Genomic DNA, 13,015 nt, shown 5'->3' with positions numbered 1-13,015 from the left:
GCGGGGTTTTTTTGTTTATGGATTTAATTAATACACAAGATAGAACCTAGACGTTCCATGGAGAAACTAGATGTCTAACCGAGTGATAATATTTGATACGACCTTACGTGACGGTGAGCAAGCATTAGCAGCAAGTTTAACGGTTAAGGAAAAGCTACAGATAGCATTGTCACTGGAAAGACTCGGTGTAGATGTTATGGAGGTGGGTTTTCCTGTTTCTTCTCCTGGAGATTTTGAATCCGTGCAGACGATTGCGCGCACGATTAAAAACAGTCGTGTTTGTGCCTTAGCTCGGGCATTAGAGAAAGATATCGATGCTGCTGCACAATCGTTATCGGTGGCGGATCAATTTCGTATTCACACCTTTATCTCTACTTCCACTATTCATGTTGAAAGTAAACTTAAGCGCTCATTCCAACAAGTGCTTGATATGGCCGTTGGCGCGGTTAAGTATGCTCGCCGTTTTACCGATGATGTTGAGTTTTCCTGTGAAGATGCTGGCCGCACTCCAATAGATAATTTATGTCGTATGGTCGAAGCGGCGATTAAGGCTGGTGCGAAGACGATTAATATTCCTGATACTGTCGGTTACACCATTCCTAGCGAATTTGGCAGTATTATCGAATCATTGTTCAACCGAGTACCTAATATCGATCAGGCGGTGATTTCGGTTCACTGTCACGACGATTTAGGTTTGTCAGTCGCCAATTCTATTACTGCGGTTCAGCATGGAGCTCGTCAGATTGAATGTACTGTCAATGGTATTGGCGAACGAGCGGGTAACTGCTCACTAGAAGAGATCGCCATGATTCTAGCTACGCGTAAAGGTGTATTAGGGTTAGAAACTGGTATCAATGCTAAAGAGATCCATCGTACCTCGAACTTGGTCAGTCAGCTTTGTAATATGCCTGTTCAAGCCAATAAGGCGATTGTGGGTGCCAATGCCTTTACTCACTCATCAGGTATCCATCAAGATGGCATGCTTAAGGCGCAAAATACCTACGAAATCATGACGCCTGAAAGCATAGGTTTAAACCGCAACAATCTGAATATGACGTCGCGTTCAGGGCGTCATGTGATCAAGCATCGTATGGAAGAGATGGGTTATGGCGAGCAAGACTATGATATGGATACGCTATACGATGCCTTCTTAAATTTGGCCGATAAGAAAGGCCAAGTTTTTGATTATGATCTGGAAGCCTTAGTGTTCATGGAGGCCCAAGCAGACGATGAAAATCACTATAAGTTGGATCAGTTGGTTATTCAGTCTGACACGACTCAAGGTAAAGCAACTGCGACAGTAACCTTAGCCGTTGGTCATGAGGTGGTTACCGAGACCGCAACGGGTAACGGTCCGGTTGATGCCGCTTATAACGCAGTAACTCATGCCAGTAATTGCAAGATTAATATTACTAATTACAAGCTAGGTGCTAAGGGTGAAGGACAGGATGCCTTGGGGCAGGTGGATATTACCGCAAACTATAACCAACAGAATTTTCATGGGTTAGGTTTGGCTACCGATGTCGTTGAAGCGTCGGTTCAGGCGCTGGTGCATGTGATGAACTTGACTTGGCGCGCCGATAAAGTGGCTGAAAATAAAAGTAGGATACAAGAAAAACGTGCGGCTCTAGGCGGCGTGTAGAGCTCGGTCGAAGTAATGAGTAACAATATTGAGCAAAGCTATATTTAGCAGTGCAGAATTAAATAAAATTGATCAGGGAGTTAGGTGTCGTATGAGTTATCAAATAGCAGTGCTTGCTGGGGATGGGATCGGGCCAGAGGTGATGGCCGAAGCACGTAAAGTGTTGGCGGCAGTCGAGGAGCGCTTTTCATTAGATATTGAATATAGCGAATACGATGTAGGTGGTGCGGCCATCGATAATCACGGTTGTCCATTACCAGAGGCGACACTAAAGGGCTGTGAAGCTGCCGATGCGATTTTATTTGGCTCTGTAGGCGGCCCTAAGTGGGAACACCTTCCGCCAAATGATCAACCAGAACGCGGGGCATTATTGCCGCTGCGGGGACATTTTGAGTTATTTTGTAATATCCGCCCCGCTAAATTGCATTCGGGCCTAGAGCATATGTCGCCACTGCGTAGCGATATTTCACAGCAAGGTTTTGACGTGCTGTGTGTACGCGAACTGACGGGCGGGATCTATTTTGGTAAACCCAAGGGACGTCAAGGCGAAGGGGAAGAGGAAGAGGCATTCGACACCATGCGTTATAGTCGCAAGGAGATCCGTCGTATCGCAAAAATTGCTTTCGAAGCCGCGCAAGGTCGGCGCAAGAAGGTGACGTCAGTGGATAAAGCTAACGTCTTAGCCTGCTCAGTGCTTTGGCGTGAAGTGGTCGAAGAGGTCGCTAAAGATTTCCCCGATGTCGAGCTTGAACATATCTATATCGACAACGCCACTATGCAGCTATTACGTCGCCCGTTCGATTTTGATGTGATGCTTTGCTCTAACCTGTTTGGCGATATTATCTCTGATGAGATTGCCATGTTAACTGGCTCAATGGGCTTGCTATCATCGGTGAGTTTAAACAGCCAAGGTTTTGGGCTTTATGAACCAGCTGGTGGCAGTGCACCAGATATCGCGGGTCAGGGCATTGCTAATCCTATTGCGCAGATCTTATCTGCCGCATTATTACTGCGCCATAGCTTAAAGCTTGAAGATGCGGCGCAGGCCATCGAAGTCGCGGTAGCTAAGGCGCTTAGCGACGGTTACTTAACCGGTGAGTTGTTGCCTGTCAGTGAGCGCGGTAATGCGAAATCAACCAGTGAAATGGGCGACTATATCGCTCAAGCAATAAGAGAGGCAAAGTAATGGCTAAGACGCTGTATGAAAAAGTATGGGATAGCCATATTGTTGCTGCGCCACAAGGTGAGGCACCGCTTATTTATGTTGACCGACATCTGGTCCATGAGGTGACGTCACCACAGGCGTTTAGTGGTTTGAAAGTGGCAGGACGTAGACTACGTGCGCCCGAAAAAACCTTTGCGACCATGGATCACAACACCTCGACCAAAAGTGCGAGCTTAGATGCCTTGAGCCCTATGGCGCGTATTCAAGTTGAAACGCTCGCGCAAAACTGTGAAGAGTTTGGTGTTCGACTTTATGATATTCATCATAAAAACCAAGGAATCGTCCATGTCATGGGGCCCGAACTGGGGATCACCCTTCCAGGTACAGTGATCGTCTGCGGTGACTCTCATACCGCGACTCACGGTGCTTTTGGCGCATTGGCCTTTGGTATCGGTACTTCAGAAGTTGAGCATGTGATGGCCACGCAAACCTTGCGTCAGTTAAAAGCCAAAACCATGAAGATTGAGGTTCGTGGAAAAGTGGCCGATGGCATCACAGCCAAGGATATCGTACTGGCGATTATCGGTAAAATTGGTATGGACGGTGGCACGGGTTATGTCGTCGAGTTCTGCGGTGAGGCGATCGAAGCACTTTCTATGGAAGGTCGTATGACTGTGTGTAACATGGCTATTGAGATGGGCGCAAAGGCAGGCATGATAGCGCCTGATGCGACGACCATCGAATACCTGAAAGGTCGCGAGTTTGCCCCTAAGGGAACTGATTGGGATAACGCGATTGCAGCTTGGTCTGAGCTTAAGAGCGATAGCGATGCGGTTTTTGATGCCCTGGTTGTGCTTGAGGCCGCCGACATTGCGCCGCAATTGACTTGGGGAACTAACCCTGGGCAAGTGGTTGCGATTGATCAAGCCGTTCCTAATCCACTAGATGAAACCAATCCAAGCGTACGCAGCAGCATTGAGAAAGCCCTTGAATATGTGGCACTGGAAGCGGGCACTCATATGACCGATGTGTCGATCAATAAAGTATTTATTGGTTCATGCACCAACTCGCGTATCGAAGATCTACGCTCTGCGGCAAATCAAGCTAAGGGGCGTAAGGTCGCCGAAGGCGTTACCGCTATCGTTGTTCCGGGTTCTGGTTTAGTCAAAGAGCAAGCCGAGGCTGAAGGCTTAGATAAAATCTTTATCGAAGCGGGCTTCGAGTGGCGTCTGCCTGGTTGTTCTATGTGTTTGGCGATGAATGACGACAGATTGGAAGCTGGAGATCGCTGCGCATCGACCAGCAACCGCAATTTTGAGGGCCGTCAAGGGCGAGGTAGTCGAACTCATTTGGTGAGTCCCGCTATGGCTGCGGCTGCAGCAGTAGCGGGTCATTTTGTCGATATACGCAAAGATTACTAGGAGAGCACCATGCAAGCATTTACAACTCATACAGGCTTGGCGGTGATCATCGATAGTGCCAATATCGATACCGACCAGATCATTCCTAAGCAGTTTTTGTCTAAAGTGACCCGTGATGGATTTGGCGTGCATCTTTTTCATGATTGGCGTTATTTGGATGAGGCGGGTGATCAGCCCAATTCCGATTTCAGTCTAAACCAACCTCGTTATAAAGGTGCGTCTATATTACTGGCCAAAGAAAACTTTGGTTGTGGTTCGAGTCGTGAGCATGCGCCTTGGGCGTTGGCCGACTTTGGCTTGAGAGTGATTATAGCGCCTAGTTTCGCAGATATTTTTTACGGTAACTCCATTAATAATGGCCTGTTGCCAGTAAAATTGAAGGATGCCGAAGTGCAACAATTAATGGATGAGGTTCAGGCGACAGAAGGCGCGGAGATCAGCGTTGACCTTCAAAGCTTAACGGTCACATCATCCTCAGGTGTTCAATTTAGTTTTGCGATTGCAGAGTCCGCCAGACACAATCTGTTAAATGGCTTAGACGCGATTGGGATCAGCTTAACCTATGATGATCAGATTAAAGTGTATGAATCTCAAGTGCCCAGTTGGAGAGTCTAAATATTCTAGAAAGATATTTAGCGTACACTTGTACTGAGCATTAATGACAACAAAGCCAGTTAAATTTGAGATTTAACTGGCTTTGTTTTAAGTGATTTATGTGGTTTGGTATTTTGTTTGAATTTTCAGTGCCTTGTATTTTATTGGTGACTTTTTTGAACAGCTTTCACTATTGAGTAGTGATTTATGCTGGCATACCTTTCAATTTGAAGTGAACATATGTAAGCAAGTTGTTTACGCTTATCTTATTGTTTTTGTTTTATATTTGTGTTGTCTTATGTTTTTCATGAGTCAGTTTGGTGAATCTAGATCACACTTTTCAATAAATGAGAGTGTTTAAAAGACTCCTAAACTCCTTTTTCAAGCTAGGTTCTAGCTGATTCGTTAGCATAATCATCTTAAATTATTAATTTACTTGTAAAGATGTTCTGTATAAGTAGACTGCGGCTCATAAAATGACTGGAGCTATTACTCTATGTCGAATTAATAATCATTAGAGAGCCACGATGAATAAGCGAATTATATCTTTAGCAGTATTGGCAGCGATTGCTGCTCCTCTATCTCAAGTTCAAGCAGCTGGTTTTCAACTGGCCGAATACTCTTCTACCGGACTTGGTCGCGCATTTGCTGGTGAAGCAGCGATGGCAGATAACGCCTCAGCCCAAGGTCGCAACCCTGCGATGTTGACTTACCTTGAAGGGCGTCAACTTTCTGCTGGTGGTATCTATGTTATGCCTAATGTGGATGTTCATGGTGACGTTACTTTAGCTTCTCCATTTTTAGGCTCGCAAACGATAACAATGAATGCCGATGCATTAGATGTCGCAGGCGATGCTTTAGTGCCAAATTTTTATTACTCAAATCAGCTAAATGATCAATGGACCTGGGGATTAGCACTTAACTCTAATTACGGTTTGGCAACAGAAGTGCCTAGCACTCATGCCACTGCGATTTTTGGTAATGAAACCGCCGTGACGACCGTCGAATTTAACCCAAATATTGCGTATAAAATCAATGACGCATTTTCCGTAGGTGCGGGTGTTCGCATTGTTTATGGTGACGGTAAAATTGGCGCGTCAACGCCCGCATGGGTTGACGGCATCAAGGCCATTCCAACATTACCAGCTCAGGTTGCCGCCGCTTTACCGCCAAGTGGTACTAGCTTGAAAACTATGGAAGGTGATGATATTGCTTTCGGTTGGCAGTTAGGTGCAAGCTGGCAGATCGCTCCTGCCCATCGTTTAGGTTTTGCTTATCATAGTGGAGTTGAGCTCGAACTGGATGGCCATGCTTCAGGCTTGGTTTATAACGGTGGACAAGATGTAGAGATTGAAGGTTACATGCCTTTAGAGCTGCCAGCGTTTGCTGAGCTGGCCTCTCATCACCAGCTAACTGATAATTGGGCAATGCATGGAAGTATTAACTGGACTCAGTGGAGTGTATTTGATGAGTTAGTCGCTTACTTTCCTGGTGAGCAAAAGCCGATTGGTGATATTGAGTCAGATCTCGTAAAAGAAGAGAACTTCAAGGATAACTGGCGTTTTGCAATAGGGACGACCTATCAAGTTAATAACGACTGGGTTGTTCGTGGTGGTGTTGCGCTAGATAAAACGGCAGTAGAAGATGAGTACCGTACCATCACTATTCCTGATTCAGACCGTATTTGGTTTAGTGCAGGTGCAGGTTATCAAGCAACTAAGAAGCTGACATTAGATTTTGCTGTTACTTATATTAAGGCTCATGGCGACGCACCTATCAATGAATCAATGAACCTTCTTGGCATGGCACAAGTCAACTTTGATGGCGAAGCGAGTGGTGATGTTTGGCTAGTTGGTGCTCAGCTAAGTTATAGAATGTAATTTTGAAAAATGTTGCTTAAACCAAGCGATTTGAAGCCTCACTGATGTGGGGCTTTTTTTATCTCGATAATATTTATTGGATCTATGAACTTCATCGGATTATATTCGTCTAATTCTCATAGTATTTTTTGGTTATATCTCATTTTTTGTCCTATTATACTGCGCCAGACTTTTGCTACTTCGCAGTGTGTTGTTAGGCGCACATTAATTTCAATAAGAGGTCAAAATGAAACCCTACCTTGTCGCCATCGGCATCGCTTTACTTCCAACATCCGTTATTGCTGCAGAGAGCTCTGCTGAGGTTGTTACCGGATTTATTACCGCTTATAACCAGCATAGCGTCAGCGCTATGGTGCAATATGTTGCAGATGATGTTCGTTGGATGCATATCTCTGGTACGAAAGTGGAAGTAGAAACCTCTGATAAGGCGCAATTTGGTGCGGCAATGACCGATTATTTTGAAACTTTAAATAATCCACAAGCGTCGATATTGCAGATGATCACTTCAGGCCATTATGTCAGTACGGTTGAGCGTATCGCTTGGAGCGCCGACGGAGAGCAATTGAGCCAGTGCAGTATTGGTAACTTTAGGATACAAGATGGCAAGATTGCCGAGTTTTGGTATTTGCCCGCTCACGCCTGCGATGAACCCGTTGATATTGATACGACTGCGACCCCTGAGCCTGACGAGACTCATCGTTAAGCGTGTGGAGTGTCCAGTGAAGAAAAAGTATGTCATAGCTCTCGATCAGGGCACTACAAGTTCTCGTACCATTATTTTTGACCACGATGCAAATATTGTGGCGACCTCTCAGCGTGAATTTACCCAAATCTATCCCAAAGCAGGTTGGGTTGAACACGATCCTATGGAGATCTGGTCATCTCAAAGCTCGACGTTAATCGAAGTGTTGGCGCGAGCAGGCATTCATAGTGATGAAGTCGCTGGAATAGGAATAACCAATCAAAGAGAAACAACGGTTGTTTGGGACAAAGAAACTGGGAAACCTATTTATAATGCGATCGTGTGGCAGTGTCGCCGCAGCCAACCCTTATGCGAGGAGTTGAAACTGCGCGGACTCGAACAATATATTCAACAAAATACCGGTTTGGTGCTTGACCCTTATTTCTCTGCGACCAAAATTCGTTGGATTTTAGATAACGTTCCAAATGCCCGTGAACAAGCAGAGGCGGGGCGCTTGCTGTTTGGCACCATAGATACTTGGCTGGTGTGGAAGCTGACCGAAGGCCGTATTCATGTGACCGACCCCACTAACGCCTCACGCACTATGCTGTTTAATATTCATCAGCAACAATGGGATGAAACCTTACTCAGAGAGCTGAATATTCCTCTTGCTATGTTGCCAGAGGTTAAACCTTCCTGTGCTGTATATGGTAATACTCGGATTGCTGGCGAGGGTGGGGAGATACCCGTTGCGGGTATGGCTGGCGATCAACAGTCGGCGCTATTTGGGCAATTGTGTATCGATGAGGGGATGGCTAAGAACACCTATGGAACGGGATGCTTCTTGCTTATGAATACCGGATTACAGGCGGTGAAATCGAATCATGGACTACTCACCACAATTGCAGTGGGGCCTCAAGGTGAGATCAACTATGCGCTAGAAGGTTCGGTGTTTATGGGAGGGGCAACTATTCAATGGTTACGTGATGAATTAGGTTTGATCCGTGATGCCCAAGATACTGAATATTTTGCTTTAAAAGTAAATGATACTAATGGTGTCTATTTGGTACCGGCTTTCGTTGGTTTAGGCGCGCCCTATTGGGATGCCAATGCGAGAGGCGCCTTGGTTGGGCTGTCGCGTGGCGCTAACCGTAATCATATTATTCGCGCTGCGCTCGAGGCTATTGCATATCAAAGTAAGGATCTGCTCGATGCCATGACTAAAGATAGCGGCGTGGAGTTAAAGCAGATAAAGGTCGATGGTGGTGCGGTTGCGAATGATTTTCTAATGCAATTTCAAGCCGATATTACCAATGTAGAAGTTCAGCGTCCGGTCGTTACCGAAACCACGGCGATGGGCGCTGCCTTTTTGTCTGGCTTGGCCGTTGGCTTTTGGCAATCCACTGCCGAGTTAAAGCACAAGGCGGGATTAGATCGTAGCTTTAAGCCGATGATTGCCGATGACGAGCGTCAACGTTTGTATTTAGGTTGGAAACAGGCCGTATCACAAGTCACGGATAAATAAATTTAATTTAGGTTTAATAGATAAGCGCAGATTAAGCGCTACCAATATCTATACATCAATATCGATATGAGGAAGTGGAGAAGAGATAACCTCTTCTTGTATCTTTTGCTGTTCCTCCTCTTTTTTGGCTTTACCTCGACGATCCCCTCGTGACGTTGTACGGCGTTCAAGATGACGGCGACGCTCGAGATGTGGTGGAAGCTGAGATTGAGGCGCCTCATGACTATCGGCATGAATGCTATCGATGTCTTCGGTTTGTTCCACTACTCTTTTTCGCTTATCGACCTTGACTACAGGTCTTGCCAACATGGCATACAAGCTATCCAACGCAACCATATTGTCCTCCATTAATGACTAAATAACTGCTCCTAGTGTTATATCGGCCGTTTCTGGTTGAATTTTAGTCTATTTATTGCTTTTTATGTGTGTTTCAGTTTTGACCGTATGTCTTATATTAGTCGTTCACTCGTATCATTATATGAAAAAGACATATTATTGCATTTTCCAATGACGTAACTGAGCAGAGCTAATCAGTGACACTTCGCCGCTAATGTTTAGATGTTGGCAGCTAAGACGAATGCCCTCCTCAAGGTGTTGTGGTCGAAGCTTACTTAGTTCCTCTTGAGTCGGTTGTGGCGGGTTGTTGAGGATTTTTATTCGGCACATTCCGCATTGGCCACCGCCGCCACATTGAGTTCTGATGCGCTCTTTTTTGTGGTTCAAATTGTCGAGCAAACTTAGGTGGTGCAGTGTTAGGTGCTCAAGAGTTTCGCCTTGAGGAGAGAGTAACGTGATCTGCTGGTTCTTTTGTTTATTGCTCTGTTTGTTATTGATTAAGCGATAATGCCCCGCTTTGATCTGGCGCAGCATTATTGTCATGCCACTCAAACCTAAGATAAAGGCAAGCAGCGCAATCGTCCGGACAGCGAGGTGATTAAAGCTCAAGCCATTGCTTGGGAAGTAGTCGATAAAATGCAACATGAAGAGCAGTTGTTTGAGGCGAGATCCCCTATTCTCATGGGCTTTTACTTCACCGGTATTGGCATCGATATAGATTGATGTCGCCAGTTCATCGTTGGTGTCGAGCCTAAGTAGCATAGGACTCGCAGCATATTTTTGTGCCTCGCCAGCAGCGGGTTGTGGTGGGCTGATTAATCCAGGTCCCTTGTAGCTAGCTTGAGCAAGTTGCGTAATTTGCTGTTCGCTAAGTCTTAAAGGGCTGAGATCTGCTCCCCAATAGCTGTGAGTTGCGGCTGCGGTTTTTATCCTGATTATAGGATCGTCAAGTAGAGTGCTGAGAGTCACTGATTGAACAGACTCATTGGCGAGTTGTAGTAATACTGGTGTGATGTTCAGTATCTCAATTTCACTCGACTTGGCTGTAATGCGAGCGTCGATGTTAGTGCGGTAACGATTGGCATTAAAGTAGTCTTCATTTACCAAATTGAAGGCGAGTCCAGTCACAATCCAAATCAGCATTTGTCCGCCGATAATCAATGCTAGCCAACGGTGTAAAGTGCGAGCCTGTATCATGATGTTTTGCTCGCAGGTTTTTGAAAAGCGATGAACAATAGACAGACACCACTAAGGGCGGCCAGCAGCGAGATAATACTTATTGCTGTGAGTAGTGGATTATGGATATTTTCACGTTCGTCGTAATCCATGATATGTAGCATCCACATGAAATCAAAAATACGCCAATAAGCATGGCGTTTACTCACTAATTCGCCAGTAGTTGCCGAAATATAGAGACGAGTGTCGAGAGCGTTATTTAGATTGACTTGCCAAAGGGGTAAAGCGCGAGCGCTGATCTCATTGGGTGGGTTAGTCGTCAGTAAGATCGCTTCAACTTGCTCAGTTGAGCCAGTGTATAAAAGCTTAGCGAGTGACAGGGCTTCTTCTTTGGTGATATTAGCGACAGGTTTTCCTGTTAAGGCTGAGATCACCTGTAACTGTTTATCGATTGTGATCTTATATCTAGGTTCAATCGCCGATGCATACAAGGTAATACTGTTGGCGCTAGGGTAGATTGCAGACAGCTCTGCGAAGCTTAATACATCGCCTGAAATATCGAGTTCTAGCTTATCGCTACTAACTAAATGCTGGCCTCGAATAAAATCGATCTCCATTAATACCATGTAGAGACCGGAGATAAGCCAGAGCAATAGCTGAATACTGATGGCCAAGGTCAGCCATTTGTGTGATTTTCGAATCCAATTACGCTGAGTGCTAGTGAACATAGTTTTCGTTTTTATTGCACATCCTATGGGAGATGACTTTGAGGCTCAAGTTATTTTTTACCTGCTAACAATCAGTTATCCAAGAACGATTGGCTAGCTTTTCATTTGAGCGTTTAAAAGAGCTAAACGGCATGAATTTGGGCCTAAGATCCACTTTAGGATCATTTAGCTCGATCTAACTGCTTACTTCTGTTTGTTTTTCCAACATATTCAGTTTTAAAACCCCACTTTTAACCTCGCAACGACACCGTTATCAAAAATTTACAACCATGCTGCGAACCCGCTTGAATACTGGATTTATAAATAGTTTCATCCCTTGACAATGCTTGCGTTGTATCTCTAAACTTAGCATTCGTGGGAAATTGTGGATATTTGTGGATCTATTAATTCAAACAGGGACTGATTAACGTGTTTCGTGGGGCAAGCGCTATTAACCTTGATACCAAAGGGCGGATCGCCATTCCAAAGCGATACCGAGAGACGCTGCACGTCGAATTTAATAGCCAATTAGTGATTACCGTTGACTTTCAATCTGCCTGTTTGTTGCTGTATCCACTCGAAGCTTGGAAGACAATCGAAGCCAAGCTGTTGCAACTTTCAGATACCCAAAGACCAGAGCGAGCCATGAAACGGCTACTGCTTGGTTACGCCCATGAGTGTGAATTAGACAGTAACGGCCGTCTGTTGTTACCACCGCCTTTGCGTCAGTATGCCAATTTAGATAAGCATGCCATGTTGGTGGGTCAACTAAATAAATTCGAGCTTTGGGATGAAGCTGCATGGCAGCAACAGATCGAGCTTAGCCGCGAAGCGATTCAGAGTGAAGCATTTGTTGAAAGCGAACGTTTGGCGGACTTCTCTTTGTAGCGAAGAGATTAACTTAATAGATAGAAGAGAGCGATGACTCAAGAATTTGCGCATTTATCCGTACTGTTAACTGAAACCGTAGCTGGGCTCAATATTAAGCCGGATGGTATCTATATTGACGGCACGTTTGGCCGTGGTGGTCATTCTCGTGAAGTGCTTAAGCAACTTGGTGAGCATGGACGATTAATTGCTATCGATAGAGATCCTCAAGCTATCGCTGCTGCAGAGCAGTTTGCCGATGACCAGCGTTTCTCCATCGTTCATGGTGGTTTCGGCCAGTTGGCACAATATGTCAATGAGCTTAATCTCAAAGGAAAAATCGACGGTATCTTATTCGATTTTGGGGTCTCTTCACCTCAGCTTGATGATGCCGAGCGCGGTTTTAGTTTTTTGCGTGATGGTCCACTCGATATGCGGATGGATAATTCTCAAGGTGAAACCGCTGCGCAGTGGCTTGCTCGTGCAGAGATAGAGGATATGGCATGGGTATTTAAAACCTATGGTGAAGAAAAAAATGCACGTCATATTGCGCGCTGCATTGCCGCCGACAGAGAGAAAACTCCATTTTTGCGTACCAAGGAGTTGGCGGATTTAATCGCAAGGATCAGTAAGAGTAAAGAGCGTAATAAGCATCCGGCGACCCGAGTATTTCAGGCCATTCGTATCTACATTAATAGCGAATTAGAGCAGATAGATCAGGCCCTAGAAGGCGCGGTAACGGTGTTAGCTCCCCAGGGGCGTTTATCGGTGATCAGTTTTCACTCTTTAGAAGATCGCATGGTTAAACGTTTTATTCGTCGTCATAGTCAGGGCGAGTCTGTGCCTCATGGTTTGCCGATCACCGAGGCAGAAATTAACAAGACCAGATTGCTTAAGGCGGTAGGAAAGGCGACCAAGCCTTCTGCCGAAGAGATAGAGCGTAACGCCAGAGCAAGAAGCTCAGTGCTGCGAGTGGCTGAAAGATTAGATTATTAACTGTGTTTGGCACATATCGAGTTA

12 protein-coding genes are annotated in these 13,015 nt (G+C 45.4%); 9 read left to right on the top strand and 3 right to left on the bottom strand.

Features of this window, described 5'->3' with window-relative positions; all coding sequences use genetic code 11:
* Positions 1 to 70: 70 nt before the first annotated feature.
* The 7 genes from leuA (at position 71) to glpK (ending at position 8,909) form a co-directional block, all read left to right on the top strand.
* Positions 71 to 1,642: a 2-isopropylmalate synthase gene (leuA, locus tag K0I73_RS16915; protein WP_220062193.1), complete on the top strand. Its 1,572-nt coding sequence runs from the start codon at positions 71 to 73 to the stop codon at positions 1,640 to 1,642.
* A 91-nt stretch (positions 1,643 to 1,733) separates the two neighbouring features.
* Positions 1,734 to 2,828: a 3-isopropylmalate dehydrogenase gene (gene leuB, locus K0I73_RS16910; RefSeq protein ID WP_220062192.1), complete on the top strand. Its 1,095-nt coding sequence runs from the start codon at positions 1,734 to 1,736 to the stop codon at positions 2,826 to 2,828.
* Positions 2,828 to 4,228, top strand: coding sequence for a 3-isopropylmalate dehydratase large subunit (gene leuC, locus K0I73_RS16905; protein WP_220062191.1), 1,401 nt, complete (start codon positions 2,828 to 2,830; stop codon positions 4,226 to 4,228). Before leuB ends, leuC begins: the two co-directional genes overlap by 1 nt.
* Positions 4,229 to 4,237: 9 nt before the next feature.
* Positions 4,238 to 4,843, top strand: a complete 606-nt coding sequence (leuD, locus tag K0I73_RS16900) for a 3-isopropylmalate dehydratase small subunit (protein WP_220062190.1) — start codon at positions 4,238 to 4,240, stop codon at positions 4,841 to 4,843.
* Between the two features lie 506 nt (positions 4,844 to 5,349).
* Positions 5,350 to 6,702, top strand: coding sequence for an outer membrane protein transport protein (locus K0I73_RS16895; RefSeq protein ID WP_220062189.1), 1,353 nt, complete (start codon positions 5,350 to 5,352; stop codon positions 6,700 to 6,702).
* A gap of 226 nt (positions 6,703 to 6,928) precedes the next feature.
* Positions 6,929 to 7,405, top strand: coding sequence for a nuclear transport factor 2 family protein (locus tag K0I73_RS16890; protein WP_220062188.1), 477 nt, complete (start codon positions 6,929 to 6,931; stop codon positions 7,403 to 7,405).
* Positions 7,406 to 7,421: 16 nt separating this feature from the next.
* Positions 7,422 to 8,909, top strand: a complete 1,488-nt coding sequence (gene glpK, locus K0I73_RS16885) for a glycerol kinase GlpK (RefSeq protein WP_220062187.1) — start codon at positions 7,422 to 7,424, stop codon at positions 8,907 to 8,909.
* A 48-nt stretch (positions 8,910 to 8,957) separates the two neighbouring features.
* Here glpK and K0I73_RS16880 read toward each other — a convergent pair whose 3' ends face one another.
* The 3 genes from K0I73_RS16880 to K0I73_RS16870 form a co-directional block, all read right to left on the bottom strand.
* Positions 8,958 to 9,245 (bottom strand): hypothetical protein, encoded by a 288-nt coding sequence (locus tag K0I73_RS16880; protein WP_220062186.1) that lies wholly within the window; start codon positions 9,243 to 9,245, stop codon positions 8,958 to 8,960.
* 156 nt (positions 9,246 to 9,401) lie between these two features.
* Positions 9,402 to 10,442: a PepSY domain-containing protein gene (locus K0I73_RS16875; protein ID WP_258405224.1), complete on the bottom strand. Its 1,041-nt coding sequence runs from the start codon at positions 10,440 to 10,442 to the stop codon at positions 9,402 to 9,404.
* Positions 10,439 to 11,149, bottom strand: a complete 711-nt coding sequence (locus K0I73_RS16870) for a peptidase (RefSeq protein WP_220062184.1) — start codon at positions 11,147 to 11,149, stop codon at positions 10,439 to 10,441. Before K0I73_RS16870 ends, K0I73_RS16875 begins: the two co-directional genes overlap by 4 nt.
* 408 nt (positions 11,150 to 11,557) lie before the next feature.
* Here K0I73_RS16870 and mraZ point away from each other — a divergent pair, with 408 nt between their 5' ends.
* Positions 11,558 to 12,016, top strand: a complete 459-nt coding sequence (gene mraZ / locus K0I73_RS16865; RefSeq protein WP_220062183.1) for a division/cell wall cluster transcriptional repressor MraZ — start codon at positions 11,558 to 11,560, stop codon at positions 12,014 to 12,016.
* 33 nt (positions 12,017 to 12,049) lie between these two features.
* Positions 12,050 to 12,991, top strand: coding sequence for a 16S rRNA (cytosine(1402)-N(4))-methyltransferase RsmH (rsmH, locus tag K0I73_RS16860; protein WP_220062182.1), 942 nt, complete (start codon positions 12,050 to 12,052; stop codon positions 12,989 to 12,991).
* The last annotated feature ends 24 nt before the right edge of the window (positions 12,992 to 13,015 follow it).

This window comes from Shewanella mesophila (assembly GCF_019457515.1).
GTDB lineage: Bacteria > Pseudomonadota > Gammaproteobacteria > Enterobacterales > Shewanellaceae > Shewanella > Shewanella mesophila.
Note: the sequence above shows the minus strand (reverse complement) of the source record. Positions and strands in the feature narration are given on the sequence as shown.

Bases quoted from the DNA above. Each gene is read 5' to 3' on its own strand.
- leuA (WP_220062193.1), top strand. From the start codon at position 71: ATGTCTAACCGAGTGATAATATTTGATACGACCTTACGTGACGGTGAG.
- leuB (WP_220062192.1), top strand. From the start codon at position 1,734: ATGAGTTATCAAATAGCAGTGCTTGCTGGGGATGGGATCGGGCCAGAG.
- leuC (WP_220062191.1), top strand. From the start codon at position 2,828: ATGGCTAAGACGCTGTATGAAAAAGTATGGGATAGCCATATTGTTGCT.
- leuD (WP_220062190.1), top strand. From the start codon at position 4,238: ATGCAAGCATTTACAACTCATACAGGCTTGGCGGTGATCATCGATAGT.
- K0I73_RS16895 (WP_220062189.1), top strand. From the start codon at position 5,350: ATGAATAAGCGAATTATATCTTTAGCAGTATTGGCAGCGATTGCTGCT.
- K0I73_RS16890 (WP_220062188.1), top strand. From the start codon at position 6,929: ATGAAACCCTACCTTGTCGCCATCGGCATCGCTTTACTTCCAACATCC.
- K0I73_RS16880 (WP_220062186.1), bottom strand. From the start codon at position 9,245: ATGGTTGCGTTGGATAGCTTGTATGCCATGTTGGCAAGACCTGTAGTC.
- K0I73_RS16875 (WP_258405224.1), bottom strand. From the start codon at position 10,442: ATGATACAGGCTCGCACTTTACACCGTTGGCTAGCATTGATTATCGGC.
- K0I73_RS16870 (WP_220062184.1), bottom strand. From the start codon at position 11,149: ATGTTCACTAGCACTCAGCGTAATTGGATTCGAAAATCACACAAATGG.
- rsmH (WP_220062182.1), top strand. From the start codon at position 12,050: ATGACTCAAGAATTTGCGCATTTATCCGTACTGTTAACTGAAACCGTA.